This window comes from Chromobacterium sp. IRSSSOUMB001 (assembly GCF_023507765.1).
GTDB classification, from domain to species: domain Bacteria; phylum Pseudomonadota; class Gammaproteobacteria; order Burkholderiales; family Chromobacteriaceae; genus Chromobacterium; species Chromobacterium haemolyticum.
This window is the reverse complement of sequence record NZ_JALCYU010000006.1, coordinates 1-15512: the sequence shown is the minus strand read 5'-3', so window position 1 is coordinate 15512 and position 15512 is coordinate 1. Positions and strand designations below refer to the sequence as shown.

The following is a 15512-nucleotide window of genomic DNA, read 5'->3' as shown; positions in this document are numbered from 1 at the left end:
CATGACATTCATCGATACCTTTCGCTCACCCGATTTCGCCGCCTACCAGGCCGCCCTCGCCCGCCAGGCTACACTCACCAAGCCGGCGGGCAGCCTGGGCAGGCTGGAAGAGCTGGCCTGCCGCTTCGCCGCCTGGCAGGGCAAGGTCTGCCCGGACGCGCTGCGGCCGGCCATCACGGTGTTCGCCGGCGATCACGGCGTGACGGCGGAAGGCGTGTCCGCCTATCCATCGGTGGTAACCGGCGAGATGGTGCGCAATTTCGCCAACGGCGGCGCGGCTATCTGTGTGCTGGCGCAAAGTCTGGACGCGCGCCTGGAGGTGGTGGACGCCGGCGTGCTCAGCGACGTCTCCGCGCTGCCCATCGTCCACGCCAAAGTGCGGGCCGGCACCGGCAATCTGGCCAGGGAGGCCGCGATGACGCCGGCGCAGGCCGAAGCCGCGCTGGAGGTGGGCCGCCAGGCCGCACACCGCGCCTTGGCCGGCGGCGCCAACCTGCTGATCGCCGGCGACATGGGCATAGGCAACACCACTGCGTCCGCCGCGCTGATCTGCAGGCTGGCCGGCTTATCACCGGAACGCATTGTCGGCCGCGGCACCGGCCTGAACGAGGCCGGTCTGGAAACCAAGCGCCAAGTGGTACGCGCCGCGCTGGCCCGGGTCGTCGGCCGCGAGTTGTCCGCCCTGGAAACCCTGGCCGAACTGGGCGGCCTGGAAATCGCCGCCATGGCCGGCTTCTACCTGGAAAGCGCCGCGCAAGGCGCGCCGGCGCTGGTGGACGGCTTCATTGCCAGCGCCGCCGCGCTGTGCGCGCAGGCGCTGGAGCCGCGCGTGGGAGATTGGCTGCTGGCCAGCCATCGCTCGGAGGAAACCGGCCACCTTCTGGCGCTGCACGCGCTGAAGCTGGAGCCGGTGCTGGACCTGGGCATGCATCTGGGCGAGGGCTCCGGCGCCGCGCTGTGCGTGCCCTTGCTGCAAATGGCCATCCGCCTGCATAACGAGATGGCCACCTTCGCCGAGGCAGGCATCACCGGGAAAGCGGAATGAACCCCTACACGCTGACCCTGCTGCGCCACGGCGAAATCGACCATGACGGCCGTTTGATCGGCAGCAGCGATTTGCCGCTAAACGCTACGGGGCACATACAAATGGCGCAAAGTTGGCAGCGCATTTGCGCGCTGGCGCCGGTAACGGCGATGGCCAGTTCGCCCTTGCAGCGCTGCCGCGAGTTCGCGGTCCGGCACGCCTTGCATGGCTCGCTGACGCTGAAAGTGGACCCGCGGTTCGCTGAAATGGACTTCGGCGACTGGGACTGCATGGACGTACAGGTTCTGGCGCAACGCTATCCGGACTGGCGCGCCAAACTGGCCGCCGGCGAACTGACGCCGCCCGGCGGCGAGCCCTACGAAGCTTTCCGCACTCGGGTGCTAGCCGGCCTGTCCGAATGGATGACGACGGCCAACGGCAGCCACCGGGTGCTGGTCACCCACGGCGGCGTCATCACCACCTTGCTGGCGGAACTGCTGGGCGCGGATTTCTCGGTAGCCAAGCTGATGACGGTGCAGCGCGGCGGCTTTGCCCAATTGTCCATCCTGGAAGGACATCCGGCCTACCTGATGCGTCTGGAAGCCCCGTGCGCGGACTGATTCTGGCGCTGCAATTCCTAACCCGCCTGCCCACACCTCAACTGCGCGAATTCAAACAGGAGTGGCTGGCAGACAGCGCGCGCTGGTTCGCCGCGGTGGGCCTGATCGTCGGCGCGCTGCTGCTAGCGGCGCTAAGCCTGGGCCGCCTGAGCGACCCCTGGCTGGCGGCGCTGTTGGCGCTGTTGATGTGGGCCTGGGTCACTGGCGGCCTGCACTTGGATGGCCTGGGCGATCTCGCCGACGCGCTGGGCGCGGCGCACCGCTCGCGCGAGCGTTTCTTTGAAGTGCTGAAAGACCCTCACGTCGGCAGCTTCGGCGCGCTGGCGTTGATCCTGGCCATCGTCGCCAAACTGGTCTTGCTGATGCTGCTGGCCAAACAATCGGCACCGGCTTGGGGCCTGCTGCTGATTCCCGCCTGGTGTCGCTGTTTTGCCGTGTACTGGTCCGCCAGCCTGCCGGCGCTCGCCCCCGGCAACGGCGAGCGCTTCGCCTGGAGCCGCCACTGGCCCAGCCTGGCCGTCAACGCGACGCTGCTGGCAGGGCTGTCGGCCTGGCTGGCCCCATCCTTATTGTTGGCTCCGTTAGCGGCGCTGGCTTGGCGTCGCTTCCTATTGCGCAAGCTGGGCGGCATGACGGGAGACTGCCTGGGTGCGGGTATAGAGCTGTGCGAAATCGGCCTCTTGCTGCTGCTGACGGTCCGCTGGCCAACACTCTAGCTACGCAGTAAAGATTCCGCCATTTCCCTGTCATCCGGCGGAGATGCCCCGCGCGGATACTGGCGGCGTCTTCATCGCACGGAGCCGCCATGGCCCACCTGGAGATCAGCTGCGAGCGCGGCCGGCTGGACCGCGACATGATTCTGCGCTTCCTGGCCCAGACTCACTGGGCGCAAAACCTGACTCGGACGCAGTTGGACAAGGCCATCGAGCACTCTTTGGTGTTCGGCGCCTACAGCGGGCAGCGGCAACTGGGCTTTGCTCGCATCGTCACTGACTACGTCAGCTTCGCTTATCTATCCGATGTGTTCGTACTGGCCGAGGCCCGCCGTCTAGGCGTCGGGCGCGCTTTGATGGAGGCAGCGCTGTCCCACCCCGATCTACAGCAACTGCGGCGATTCCTACTGGTGTCGCGCGACGCGCGCCCCTTCTACCGCCGGCTGGGCTTCACCGAGCTACGCGATGGAGAACGCTATATGGAGCTGCTGCGCGAGCCAGCGGCGCAGCCGACACGCGCCTGGTCCTGGTTCCGCGCAAATAAAAACGCCGCTTGATGAGAGCGGCGTTCTTGTATGCGTCAACGGTTCAAAGCGTGCCGGCCAGCTTTTTATTGCGCATCAGGCACAGCATATCACAGGCCAAATGCGCGGCGGCGATAGCGGTCAATTCGCTGTTGTCGTAAGCGGGCGCGACTTCCACCACGTCCATGCCGACGATGTTCAGATCGCCTAGGTTGCGGACGATCTTCAAGGCCTGGGCGCTGCTGAGGCCGCCTGGCACCGGGGTTCCGGTGCCAGGCGCGAACGCCGGGTCCAGACAGTCGATGTCGAAGGTCAAGTAGACCGGGCTGTCGCCGATGACTTCCTTGATGCGCGCGATGGTGGCATCCACTCCGTTATCGTGTACCCAGGGCGCGTCCAGCACGTTCATGCCCATGAAGTCGTCGTTCCAGGTACGAATGCCCACTTGCACCGATTTCTCAGGATCGACCAAACCCTCTTTCACCGCCTTGTAGAACATGGTGCCGTGATTCAGGCTGTCCGGCTCGTCGTCCGGCCAGGTATCGCAGTGAGCGTCGAAGTGCAGCAGCGCCAGCGGTTTGCCGTATTTCTCGGCGTGCGCGATCAGCAACGGGTAGGTGATGAAGTGGTCGCCGCCAAAAGTCAGCATCTTGGCGCCGGAGGCCAGGATGGTGCGCGCGTGTTCGATGATGGAGGGCTTGATGGTCAACGGATTATGCGCGTCGAACCAGCAATCGCCGTAGTCGATCACGGCCAGGTCGTCGAAGGGATTGAAGCCCCAGGGGAAGGGGCTCAACTCGGCCAGCTGCACGCTGGCGGCGCGGATAGCTTGCGGGCCCAGCCGCGCGCCGGAGCGGAACGTGGTGGACAAGTCCAGCGGAATGCCGGACACCACCACGTCGGCGCCGGTCAGATCGCGGCTGTAGTTGCGGCGCATGAAGGACAGCACGCCGGCATAGGTGTTTTCAATGGAAGAGCCGTATAGGCCCTGACGGCGGATCGCGCCGTCGCCGAAAATGGTTTCGCTCATGAATACTCTCCGCGAGAGAGTACGCCGGGCTCAGGCGTCCCGACGATTACCGTCCATCTTGCACAGCCGACGGCTTGAGGCTGCCGCCCCCCTTGGGGCGGAACCCCGGAGTTTGCCGCGATGCGCGCGCCCGCACAAGAGCCAATCGAATCAATGGCTTTCCAGCTGGATGCGCCATAACCGGAAGCGCAGCCGAACGTCGTACCAGACCGGACGCAAGCCCAGCAAAAACAAGAGCAGCGCCAGCGGCAGGGTGAAGCTGTATCCCATATGCTTGAAGCCCAGCGCGCCCACCACGCCGCCACCGAAAAACGACAGCAGGATTAGCAAATAAGTGCGCAGTTTGACGCGGTTGGCGCGCACGTCCTTGACCTTGGGCATGCTTTTACGGCCGTAGTAACTGAGCTTGGCCAGTTCGATGCCGATGTCGGTGGCGATGCCGGTCATGTGGGTACTGCGCAACAGACCGCCGGATAGCTTGGTAACGATGGTGTTGTGCATGCCCATGATGAAGCAGAGCAGCATCACGGTTAACGGAGTGAAAAAGCCCTTGTGCAAAGAGAGCGCGGCCCCCAGCAAGCCAAACAACAGCAGCAGGCCGGCCTCCTCCATCATGGAGACGCCGTAGCCGCCGCGCAGCCGCTGCCGGCGCGCCCAAAGAATCAGCCAGGAGCTGTGCATGGCGCCGGCGATGAAGCACAGCAGCATCACCAGCAGGGACAAGCCCAATGTCACCTCGCCCAGCGCAAACTCGTCGGCCATGCCGGACACGATCCCGGACATGTGCGAGGTGTAGCGGTGCACGGCGAGGAAGCCGCCGGCGTTGAGCGCGCCGGCGATGAAGGCCATGGACCATCCCAAATGCCGCAAGGTGTGGTCGTTGAAACGGCCCCGGTCCAACAGCCGGGTGATGTTGGTTCGTCTGGACATATCCTGCTGACAGAATGAACAACGGCGGCCAATGGCCGCCGCTATCTGAGAAATGAAGACACTGCGCCTGCGCCCTGCCGCGGGCGATGCTTGATAGTGCATCGCCGCGTCGGCGCTGGCAAGCAGTCAGATCAAGACTAGCCGCCTCATCCGCAGGATTTCAGGCCGATTCCCGGGGTCAGCCGCTTTTGCAGCGCCTTTAGCTTGTCGGCCTGCTGCGCGTCCAGCGTCTTGAAGCTCAGCGTGGTCTTGCTCGCCTTCTGCCCCTTTTGCTGTACCAGCGCCTTGTCGTAGCCCGCCGCCTTCAGTCGCGCGGCCAAACCCTTGGCCGCCTCTTCCTTGCCAAACAGGCCCAGCGACAGGTGGCCTTTGAAATCGACGCTCTTGACGATGTAGTTGTCAAAACCCTTGCCCTTCAGCTCCGATGACAGAGTCGAGGTCTCCGCCTGAGTCGCCAGCGGGGGGTAGTAAACCCAGAAGCGGCCGCCGCCGCCGGTTTCTTCCTTGCTGGCCTCGCTCATCTGACCGGCCTTGAGCTTGAGTTGCGGCACGCCGCCCTTGACTCTGGCCAGCAGCTTCTCGTCCAGCGGCCCCCATTGCAAGCAAACCGCGGCGGTTTCCGCCGGCTTGGCCGCTTCGGACTTGGCGTCCGCTTTGCCTGGTTCGGACTTGGCAGCTTCGGCTTTGGCCGTCGGCGTTTTCGGCGCGGACGCTTCCAGAGCTTTCTTGGGCGCTGCGGGCTGGTCCGCCTTGGGCGCGGAGGATTCGCGCAAAGGCTCCGCCGCAGAAGCGGACGCGGCCGGCGCGGAGGCGGTGTTCGGCTTCCAGTTGGCCGGCAGCAGTTTGACCAACTCCGGGCTCACTTCCTGCGCCCGCACATCCGCCGGCGGACGCTGCTTGAACGAGCCATACATCGCCACCAACAAATTCAGCACCACGACCAAAACTAGAAACCACTTCATTTTTCGTCGGCCACTCTTAATAAGCCCAATAACACCAGATTATCCACGATCTCGACCGGCCCGGCGAGCCAAGGCGCCAACCTCGCGGCGTCGCCGCCTGTCAGCAACACCCGCACCGGAGCGCGTCCGGTATGGGCTTGCAATTGCCGGCGCTGCGCTTCCACCGCACCGGTCAGCGCGTATACCGCGCCGCTGGCCAAGGCGTCTTCGGTTCCTTGCGGGAATGGCGTCACCACGCCGACGGCGCGGTTCAAATTGGCGGTATTGCGCGCCAGGCTGCTCAACATCAGATTCAACCCGGGCACAATCAACCCGCCCAGATATTCGCCCTCCGCCGTCAAAGCCTCCACAGTCAAGGCAGTGCCAGCGCAGGCGACGATCACATCTCCCTGATGCAGTTGCCTCGCGGCCAGCACCGCCAGCCAGCGATCGGCGCCCTGCTCGGCAGGGTTGCGGTAAGCATTGCGCACATCGCCGAAACCAGCCTCCGCGCGCACCCAGCGCAAGGGGCAGGGCGTCGCCGCCGCCAAGGCTTGCGCCACCTCGTCCCGCGCCACCGACGCGCCCCAGGCGGTCATAATCGGCCATTGCCGCCAGACTTCGGCCAGGCTGGCGATCTCGCCATGCTCCACCGCGCCCTGCACCAACCAGCCACGGCCATCATGCACCGCCCATTTGACCCGGCTATTACCGGCGTCGATCAACAACTTCATGCCAGTTTCCTCAAACTGACCTCGCCGGCGTGATAGGTTTTCATCCCGTCAGCGGTGTCCACCAGCAGCGCGCCGCTTTCGGCCACCCCGCGCGCCACGCCCTGTACCGGCTCGCCATGGGAAAAACTCAGACAAACCGGCGCGTCCTGATGCGCGGACAAACTCATCCACTCTTGACGCAAGGGCATGAAGCCATGGCGGTCGAAATCGCTCAGCACGCGGTGCAATTCGTTCAGCAGCTCCGCCAGCAGCGCGCTGCGCGGCAGCTTGACGCCAGCCTCGGCCAAACAGGCCACCGGCTGGTCCACTTCGCCCGGATCGCTCACATTCATGCCGACGCCGATCACCACCGCGGTCGGCCCCAGCGCATCGCCGGACAGCTCGATCAGGATGCCGGCCAGCTTGCGTTCGTTCAGCAACACATCGTTCGGCCACTTCAAGGCCACCGGCGCGCCCAAGCGCCGCAACGTCCGCGCCAAAGCCACCCCCACCGCCAAGGACAGGCCTGCCAACTGGGACAGGCCGCGGTCGAAACGCCACAGCAGGGAGAAGGTCAGGCCCGAGCCCAGCCGAGCCTGCCAACGTCGCCCCAGCCGGCCCCGGCCGGCGGTTTGCAACTCCGTCGCCAACACCAAGCCGTGCAAGCCGCCGCTGGCGGCGCGTGCCAACAGTTGGGAATTGGTGGAGTCCGTACGCTCCGCCACCGCCAGCGTGAAGGTGTCCGCGGCCGCTTCGTCCAGGCCATCGCGGATAGCCGCCACGTCCAACCACTCAAACGGTGCCACCAAGCGATAGCCTTGGCCCCGCACGCTGAAAACGGTAACACCCAAGTCCTGCTGGATGACGCGCACGGCCTGCCAGACCAGGGTGCGGGAACACCCCAATTCGCCGGCGATGTCCTCGCCTGAATGGAAGCGGCCGTCAGCGAGATGGCGCAACACCGCGAAAGCGTGCTCGCTCACTGCTTGGCCTCGTTGGCCCGAATCTTATGCAGAGTAGCAGTAGTGGAAGTATCAAACAGGAAAGGTATGGAATGCACCGAGCCGCCTCGCGCCAGCGTCTCGGCGCTGCCGACGATTTTATCCGGTGTCCAGTCGCCGCCTTTGACCAACACGTCGGGGCGAACCAGCTCGATCAATTGCGCCGGGGTGTCTTCGTCGAAACAGATCACCAGGCTCACGCTTTCCAGCGCGGCCAATACCGCCGCTCGGTCTTCCTGATGATTGATGGGCCGGTCGTCGCCCTTGCCCAGGCGGCGCACCGAAGCATCGGTGTTCAGACCCAGCACCAGGCTGGCGCCCAAGGCGCGCGCCTGCGCCAGATAGGTCACATGCCCGCGGTGCAGGATATCGAAGCAGCCGTTGGTAAAAACAATGGGGCGCGGCAAGGCCGCCAGCTTGTCCGCCAGCTGTTCCTGGGTGCAGACTTTATTTTCGAACAAAGGCGTCGGGTAGGACATCGGCTTCCTTCAAACTCGGCAATCGTTCATGGGCGGACACGTCCCCCACGGACATCAAGTTGCGAAGGATACCACAGCCCCCCACCGCTGCCGCTAGCCACGCAGCGCACTCCGACGCGAGGCTGTCTCGTTTCGCCCTCAGAACCCGCTCAATACCTGCTCCGCTTCGGCGGGATAGTTAGGCAAGGGTGTTGAACCCGCTTCGACATGCTGGTACGCCATGCGTACACTCCATTTTCTCCGTCGTTTTCCCCCTGCGCCCCGCTCTGGCTCGCGAGACTTTACACAGCATATCAACGCCAGCAGTTACTGACCGTGCCGCTGGCTGCCCCTTTGCTGCCCAAGCTGTTCAGGCTTAACGTGCCGCAGCTCTCCCCCACCTGTCCCCCGGCCGGCGCCGCCTGCAGCGAATACCCCTGGCCATTGGCCAGCGTGGCGGAGGCGCTCAGGTCGCCCATGGTGATGGTGTAGCGGCTGTCCTGGCTGCTGATGCTGGAGGACGCATAGCCCAGCGCAGTCAGCGTGGACGCATAACCGTTATTGAGCGTGAAGTATTTTTCCTGCGCCTGGGCAATGGCTTGCAACTCGGTCTGCGCTTCGGCCCGATAGGTGCGCTGCACATAGTTGGTGTACGCCGGCAAGGCGATGCTGGCCAAAATCCCGACGATGGCCACCACGATGATCAGCTCTATCAAGGTAAAGCCGCGCTGCGTGCGCCGTGTCCGCTTATTGCGATGTTTCATTCCCCGCCCTCAGTTATTGGTCAGTTCGCGCCAAGTGACCCGCTTCCAGCTGCGCCCCAGGTTCCAGCCCGTGATCGAGGTGCTGCCCGTGGTGCTGCTGGACAGTGAAAAGACCTTGCCGCTCAGGACAAAATCGGTGGTGCCTAGCGAACCGCCCATCTGCTTGCCGATGATGGGCTTGTAGCTGCCGGAGGAGTCCGTCGTCTGCGCCACGGTGTCCGCCAGCTTGGGCTTGATCCCGGCGCCGCCGTTGTCGTACTGCACCCGCAGAATATAGGCGGCGTCCTTGGGCGTGCAAATGTCGCTGCTATCCGAAGAGGGGATGTAGGTCTGGTATTCCAGCGTCTTCGAATAATAATTCAACATCCCCACCACCCGCTCGCCGCTGATGTTCAAATCCTCGTACCAGCCCAGCTTGCCGGAGGTGGTACCGATCGAGCTGTATTGCGTCGAGCAGCTCAGGTTCGCCGTCGCGCTGGCCAGCGTGTAGTCTTTCCAACTGATCGAAGTATTGGTGGCCTGCCGGTATGTGGTGCCGCTGATCACATTGGTGGACAGCGTCTGTTGCAACAACAGGCGGCGATCGCAGACCGGCGCGCCCCAGTCCCAAATGCCGTACACGCTGTGGCTGTTGGATTCCGGGCTGCAGCTGCTGGTCTTGTCGCAGCTTTCAATGTACTTGCCGGTGCCGAACATCACCATTCGGTTGGTGTTGCTCGCCGTTGTAGCCCCGTTACTAACCGGCATGGTAGCCGTCACTGGCGCCAACACGATGGGCTGCGCCACGCCGCTGCCATCTTTCGCGCTAAACAACGGCACGCCGTTCAGCGCCACTTTCCAACTGGACGGAGTGTTGGAACTGAGGTCGAATTTCCACAAATTACCCTTCAGGTCCCCCGCGTAGATCACGTCTATCGTACCGTTGCCATCCAGGTCCACCGGCTCGATGCTGGACAGGCCGTTGGGCGACACCGCGGTGCCGGACAAAGTGGAGAGCTTGTAGTAGTTGCTGTTCAGGATCCAGCTAACGCTGGGGTTCAGCGACAGAATCAGCAGAGCGGCGTCGCCGTTGGTGCTGTTGTAACCATTGTGGCTGACTACATACCACTTGCCGTCATTGAGTTTGATGATCTGAGGCGCGCCGAACACATAGCCCATATCCAGATCGTTGGTGGCGTTGAATTCCCATTTGGCGATGGAAGCGGCGCTGCTTTCACTGAAGCTGTCCGGACTGGTGATATCGAGCAGATACAGGCCCTTGCCCCCCGCGCCCAGGCCGCCGGCCAGGTAGCTGCCCCAGGTGGTGCCGATCTGGGCGTCGACGGCGGCCGGGGTCGAGTCGACATAAAAATTATGGGTATAGGAGTTGCTGGCCAATTGGTTCAGGTTGCCGAATACCGGCGAGGGAATGTAGGCCAACAGTTCCATGCCGGTCGTGGCCTGGAAGCCATGCAACATGCCGTCGTTCGCGCCCACGTACACCATGGAGGAACGACTACCCTTGCTCCCCACGAAGGACTGGTAGCTAGGGGTATTGTAGTTGGGATCGCTGGAGCCGCTCGCCGGCGCAGGGAGGTAAGCCGGCGAGGAATTGACGATATCCCCCAGCTTGGTGGCGGGCCGCGGCCGGAACTGGGTGCTGCCGTAGCCCTCGTTCGCCGGGCTGCCCCGCAGATAGTTCAGCCGGCTTTGCGTCACTGAGCTAAGCTCGGTCAGCGAAGCCCGCAAAGCCTGCTGCTGCACGGTATTCAGGCTGGACCACTGGAAGGCCTGCCCCCCGCCGATGCCACCGCTGGAAGTAATAATCTGGCGACCGGTATCGCTGTTTACCTTCAGTTTGGCGTTCCACAATGGACTGCTCAAGGACAGGCTGGTGCCGCTGACCAAAATCTTGCGCGCGCTCAAATCCCCGGACCAGTCCGCGCTGTTGACGGAGGCTTCGTAGTAATAGGTGTCGCCGCTAATCGTGGACTTGCTGCCCACGCCGGCCGAGCCCGAGCCGTTCTGGTTGCTGATGTTTTGGAAGGCCTGATCCAACTGGGCGTTCAACTTGGACGGGTTGCTGACCAGAGAGTAATTGTCGGGGTTGCCGTCGCCGTCGGCATCCCATTGCCAGACATTGTTGGGGTCGAAAGAATTGGGATTGCTGGGATTGGTCTTGTTGTCCGTGAAGCCGCCGTACTTCGCCATATACCATAGCGGGCTCTCAAACAACGTGGTCGAGCCCTTGGTGGGGTCCAATGTGAAGGTGGCGGTGAAGGTCAACGGCAACACGCGGCAAGAGCCGCTGCTGAGACCATAGTTCAACGGGTTATAGCCGGTCTGACCGCTGCTGGTGCCAATGCACTGGGTCGCGGTGTTCTGGGTGGTATCGTTCTCGCGCACCACCAGATAAGCACCGGCCTTGTTCTCGGTAGAGGCCCCGGCCAAGGGCTGCACACCGGAAATGATGAAGCCGAGGTGGTTCCAATAGCCGCTGGCGGCATAGGTGGAGTTGACCGTCACCTGCACCTGATTGCTGCCCACCTTGGTGATCTGATAGGTGGCGATCGAGTCCAGGTCGTAGTCGCTGCCGAACTCGCTGTCGTCAAAGTTCGCCTGAAAAGAATAAGAACTACCGTCACTGGCCGCGCTGGTCAAGAAGAAGTTGGTGATGGTCATGGTGTTGCTTGCACCGTTCACCACCTTGCCGAAAGGCACCAGCGTCACCGAACCGCCGGCCAAGGGCACGGTGATCTTGGGCAAGGGCGAGGACAGCCCCACCGCGAAAGTGCGCACCGGCGCCAAAGTGGCGCCGCTGGGCGGGCTGGTCGGTGTCACCAGGATATTGGTGCGTGCATAATAGGCGGCCATCGCCGCGTAAAAACTACCCTGACGCGTCGGCTCCTCCGGCGACAAACCGCGAACGTCGAAATTGGAGGCGGACTTGCTGGTAGGCAAGCCGTCGGCGGTGCCGCCGGACACCTCGCCTATCATCACGTTTTTGCTGCCGCTGCCAAACTGATAGCCCCATAGCGTGCTGCCCAGCTGGCTAACGTTCATCCCGCTCAAATCATTGCTGTAGGAGAAACCCCAGGGCGAACCTGGCATCTGGCTGTCGTAGGAGGTCAAGGCCTCGCTGATCACTGTGACAAAGGGCTTGGTGCACCAGGCCCTGCCGTTATAGGGATTGGTCCAACTAGTGATCTTGGGCAACCCCAGAGTACTGGTGTCGATTGAGGTGGAACCGGTGATGAATTTGGGCCCACTCTTACCCGCCAGATAACGCAGGCCCTCGTAATACATGGTAGCCACCGGGTTGCCCCAGTTGCCGCTGCCGCTGGTGGAGGTATCGTAGCTGGAGCCGGACTTGTTGATCCTGAGGCGGTCGATGATGTCGGCAATCCCCCCGGCCTTGAAAGTGCCGTCGCTGTTCAACTCATTGCCGAACTTGCCGATGGCGTCGCGCAGCACCCCGCCCAGCTGCGGCGAATCGTAAGAACCGGTCAGCAAGCCAAACTCCATATTACTGCTGATGCCGTATTTGTGCAGCAGGCCGGTGGGCAGGTAATTGCTACCGTACTGGTTGCAATTGCTCTCCAGCAGACCCGCCACGCAAACCCGCACTTGCAGGGTCAAGGCGGTGAAGTTCTGCGAAAGCTTGCCGTTGCTCTCGGTGCTGACCCAGTCCGTCATCACGTTCTTGGTCGGATCCATAGCCGCGATCCGCAGCACCGGCGTACCGGGATAGGTGCCGCTATCCATATTCACCATGACAATGTTGCGGCCCGCCGACAGCATGCTGGCTATGGTGCTGGTGGTGGTGCCGGCGCCGTTTTCATATTTGGACACGCCCAGCGTAGTGTCGATATAGGACGCCAAGGACACTGTGGGGCTGGTCGAGATGACGCTACCGAAAGACTTGCCCCACACATGGGCGTCCAGCGGGATATTGGAGCGGATCAGGGTGGCCGGCGAAGCGCTGGCCCGCTTGCCGCCATACAGCGATTTGCGCAGCACATCGATGCGCGACATGGTGACGTAGTTGAGGAAGTCCCCGCTCCAGTGCGAGCCGTCGCAGGTCTTGTCACTCGTGGTGGAGTAGGGGACGAAGGCGCCGCTGGACGAACTGTAGGTGTAACACTTGAAGGAGTCGAAATAGCCGTAATAGTCGATGGACTTGGGCTTGTAACCGATGTCCGGCATCCCGACACCGTCCAGATCGGTATAGTCGTTGTAAGCCGCGACAAACAGATTATGGCTCTTGCCCATCACCAGCAGGTTGATCGGATTCACTTGCAAAGTGTTTTGCAATAGGGGCTGGGTCGGAATGGTCAGCGCCCAGGCCAGGCTTCCCTGGATCAAGGCCAAGATCAGACTCAAGCAACCTCGCAATATGATGCGCGCCATCTTCCTTCTCCTTACTGCTCCACCCAGACAACCGATTCCAATTGCGTCTGGGTTGTGTTCAACAGGGTCTTGCGGCCGCCATAACCCGTCGCCCGCAACAGGTAATAATCGCGGCCCCCGCTGGTGCTGACATAGCTGATGGTAAAGGTAGCGGACGCGGCCGAATTGGACACCGCAACGGTGCCACTCGCCGTGGTGCCGCTCGCCGGCAAATTGTCCGCCGTGGCGATATAAGTCTCAGCCTGGCGCATCGCCACTTCCGCGGCCATGAAGGCGATGGCCCGCTCGCGGTTGTTGCCGCCCAATTTTTCTTCCATCAGAGCTGAACGCACGGCGCCGAAACCAAGCATCGCCAGCACCGTCAGGAAAATCAGGGCCACCAATAATGAAAACCCCTGCTGTTGTGCCTTGGCCGTCATGACAGATTGTTCCGCAAGAAGATGGACGTCCGGAAAGTGCGCGCCAGTTTGCCATTATTGGACACCCCAACCGCCGGATAAGCGCTGCCATTGCAATCGGTCACCGAATAGCCACTGGGCGCGGTGTACTGGGTGTCCGACTCCACCAGGATGCAGACCTGAACCACATGAACATTCATCCAATTGGCAACACTAGCAGCAGAGCGATATATATCAGGAACATTGTCTGCCGGAGTACTAAGATCCTCCCCATACATCAGCACCAACTGCTTCACCCCGCTGAGCACCGTGCTGGTGCTGCCCGCCGAGGTGCAAGTCATCACATCGCTGGCGGTACGGGCAATCGCAAAATTGGTAATCACCGCGCTGGCCACTGGGCTGCCCTGGCAATCGACGATCTTATTATCGCCATTGCCGTAAAAACGGTAGTTCAAAGTGCCGCTCGCCTCCAGCAACACAGTTCCCGCGCTGGCAAACGTGGGGTTGCTGATGGGGAAATTGGAGGCCAGGCCATTGGCTAGCCTGGTGGTATCCACATAACCGGCCTGACGCAATTGCTCCGATACCCAGCGGAGGGCGAAACGCCCCTTCTCCTGCACCTCGGCTTGCGCCGCCTGGCTGCGAAACACGGTCTTGTTGGAATAGAACACCTGGCCGACCACCAGCACCACCATCAAGCCCAGCGTCAACGCCACCATCAGCTCGATCAAGGTCATGCCGCGTTCATGGCGGCTGCGCATCGCCAAGGTTTTCATCGGAATCGGTACTCGAAGGTCTGGGTTTGCATGGGCGTGGTGCCGCTCGCCGCTTTTTCCTGCCAACTGACGCTGACTGAAACCTGGCAGGCCGTGCCTGTGCCGGAAGCGCCGGCCAGGCTATAACTGCAAGCGCTTAAGGTGCTGGCCGTCGTGCCGTCCGTTTTTTTCAACAGAACTTGCACAGAGCCAGAGCCGAACATGCTGGTAGTCGCTGAGGCGAAATAGGCGGTATCAGACGCCGCGATGTTCTGAATGGAAGCGATGTTGCTCGTACACTCCGACGTCGCCACCCCGGAGGCGTAGCATCCCAGCGCGCTATTCAAATCCATCTGATTGCTGGCGGAGTTCAAGGCATAAATCTGATCGCCGGTCGCCGCTCTCACCCGCTCAGCCGCCTCCACCGCCAACTCCGAGGCCAGGCTGCGCATATAAGCATCATGCGAATCGCGGATAGACTTCAGCTGCATGCCGGCCATGGCCAATAAGCCCAGCGCCACGACCAGCACTGAGATCAGCACCTCCAGCAAGGAAAACCCGGCCTCCGCTTTCTTCCCTGTTCGCATATTCAATTCCCGCTGATCAAGCCGTACGGCGCTACCTGCACCGTACTGCTGGCCGTAGTGGTCTGGCTTTGAAACTGAATCTGCAACGTGGTGGTCAGGCGCGTGCCGCTAGCCGTCGCTCCCCTTGCCTCGCCGCTAGGCGCAAAACGAAAACCGGCCACCGTGCTAGAAGCAACCGCTGCGCCTCCAGGATTATGCACTGACAGAATTTCACTGCTCGAAGGCGCGCCGCTACCATCGAGATCGGCGAAAACCAACCACCCCACCGACCAATTGCTGGCTGAATTGGAACAACTGCTGCCATCGGTGGATGCGCACACACCCACTGGCACGCCACGGCGAATCGCTTCGGCACGGGCATTGGTCATGTCCGCCACCAAAGCGCGCGACAGCGCCTGGTAACGATTCGTGTCGATGAATTGGTTGAACGCCGGCACCGCCAATGCCAGGCCAACCCCCACCACCGCAATGGCCACCAATAGCTCAACCATGGTGAAGCCCCCCAACGTCGCTCGCCGGCCCATTCCATTCCCGTTGCTTAAGCTGTTTTTCAGGATTGTATAGAGAAGAGTATGCAGGCAAGCTTGGCTGGACAAGCGGCAACTAAAGCAAGACAAAGGGTAAAACAGAGAGGCAAACGGGATTGAGCCGCCGGACGGCGGCGC

At 62.3% G+C, this 15512-nt stretch carries 16 protein-coding genes; 4 read left to right on the top strand and 12 right to left on the bottom strand.

The features are described 5' to 3' along the window. The first annotated feature begins 1 nt into the window (after position 1). The 4 genes from cobT (at position 2) to MOV80_RS09360 (ending at position 2914) form a co-directional block, all read left to right on the top strand. The gene (gene cobT, locus MOV80_RS09375) at positions 2–1045 is read left to right on the top strand and encodes a nicotinate-nucleotide--dimethylbenzimidazole phosphoribosyltransferase (RefSeq protein ID WP_043592424.1); all 1044 of its coding nucleotides are present in this window, start codon (positions 2–4) and stop codon (positions 1043–1045) included. Beyond that, on the top strand, positions 1042–1644 hold the full coding sequence (locus MOV80_RS09370) for a histidine phosphatase family protein (protein ID WP_019100839.1): 603 nt from the start codon (positions 1042–1044) through the stop codon (positions 1642–1644). Before cobT ends, MOV80_RS09370 begins: the two co-directional genes overlap by 4 nt. Beyond that, positions 1632–2360 carry an adenosylcobinamide-GDP ribazoletransferase gene (gene cobS, locus MOV80_RS09365; protein WP_019100840.1) on the top strand — a complete coding sequence of 243 codons (729 nt, stop codon included), beginning with the start codon at positions 1632–1634 and terminating at the stop codon, positions 2358–2360. The genes MOV80_RS09370 and cobS overlap by 13 nt, the downstream gene beginning before the upstream one ends. Positions 2361–2449: 89 nt before the next feature. Next, entirely contained in the window at positions 2450–2914 is a 465-nt protein-coding gene (locus tag MOV80_RS09360; RefSeq protein WP_019100841.1) for a GNAT family N-acetyltransferase, read from the top strand. 31 nt (positions 2915–2945) lie between these two features. Here MOV80_RS09360 and speB read toward each other — a convergent pair whose 3' ends face one another. The 12 genes from speB to MOV80_RS09295 all read right to left on the bottom strand — a co-directional run. Beyond that, entirely contained in the window at positions 2946–3911 is a 966-nt protein-coding gene (gene speB / locus MOV80_RS09355) for an agmatinase (protein WP_019100842.1), read from the bottom strand. Between the two features lie 150 nt (positions 3912–4061). After that, positions 4062–4841 (bottom strand): YoaK family protein, encoded by a 780-nt coding sequence (locus MOV80_RS09350; protein WP_019100843.1) that lies wholly within the window; start codon positions 4839–4841, stop codon positions 4062–4064. A gap of 146 nt (positions 4842–4987) precedes the next feature. Continuing rightward, the gene (locus tag MOV80_RS09345) at positions 4988–5803 is read right to left on the bottom strand and encodes an SPOR domain-containing protein (RefSeq protein ID WP_019100844.1); all 816 of its coding nucleotides are present in this window, start codon (positions 5801–5803) and stop codon (positions 4988–4990) included. Beyond that, positions 5800–6516, bottom strand: a complete 717-nt coding sequence (locus tag MOV80_RS09340; RefSeq protein WP_019100845.1) for a type III pantothenate kinase — start codon at positions 6514–6516, stop codon at positions 5800–5802. Before MOV80_RS09340 ends, MOV80_RS09345 begins: the two co-directional genes overlap by 4 nt. Next, entirely contained in the window at positions 6513–7478 is a 966-nt protein-coding gene (locus MOV80_RS09335; protein ID WP_019100846.1) for a biotin--[acetyl-CoA-carboxylase] ligase, read from the bottom strand. Before MOV80_RS09335 ends, MOV80_RS09340 begins: the two co-directional genes overlap by 4 nt. After that, positions 7475–7975, bottom strand: coding sequence for a D-glycero-beta-D-manno-heptose 1-phosphate adenylyltransferase (gene rfaE2 / locus MOV80_RS09330; protein WP_043592428.1), 501 nt, complete (start codon positions 7973–7975; stop codon positions 7475–7477). The genes MOV80_RS09335 and rfaE2 overlap by 4 nt, the downstream gene beginning before the upstream one ends. 293 nt (positions 7976–8268) lie before the next feature. After that, positions 8269–8718 carry a type IV pilin protein gene (locus MOV80_RS23430; RefSeq protein ID WP_019100700.1) on the bottom strand — a complete coding sequence of 150 codons (450 nt, stop codon included), beginning with the start codon at positions 8716–8718 and terminating at the stop codon, positions 8269–8271. A gap of 9 nt (positions 8719–8727) precedes the next feature. Then, positions 8728–13107: a PilC/PilY family type IV pilus protein gene (locus MOV80_RS09315; RefSeq protein WP_043592429.1), complete on the bottom strand. Its 4380-nt coding sequence runs from the start codon at positions 13105–13107 to the stop codon at positions 8728–8730. An 11-nt stretch (positions 13108–13118) separates the two neighbouring features. Continuing rightward, positions 13119–13526: a PilX N-terminal domain-containing pilus assembly protein gene (locus MOV80_RS09310; protein WP_019104580.1), complete on the bottom strand. Its 408-nt coding sequence runs from the start codon at positions 13524–13526 to the stop codon at positions 13119–13121. After that, positions 13523–14281: a PilW family protein gene (locus MOV80_RS09305; RefSeq protein WP_249605073.1), complete on the bottom strand. Its 759-nt coding sequence runs from the start codon at positions 14279–14281 to the stop codon at positions 13523–13525. Before MOV80_RS09305 ends, MOV80_RS09310 begins: the two co-directional genes overlap by 4 nt. Next, a complete protein-coding gene (pilV, locus tag MOV80_RS09300) occupies positions 14278–14847 on the bottom strand; it encodes a type IV pilus modification protein PilV (RefSeq protein ID WP_052052115.1) in 570 nt (189 codons plus the stop codon). The genes MOV80_RS09305 and pilV overlap by 4 nt, the downstream gene beginning before the upstream one ends. A gap of 2 nt (positions 14848–14849) precedes the next feature. Then, positions 14850–15512 (bottom strand): GspH/FimT family pseudopilin (locus tag MOV80_RS09295; RefSeq protein WP_249605072.1); only part of this gene is annotated, 663 nt, incomplete at its 5' end.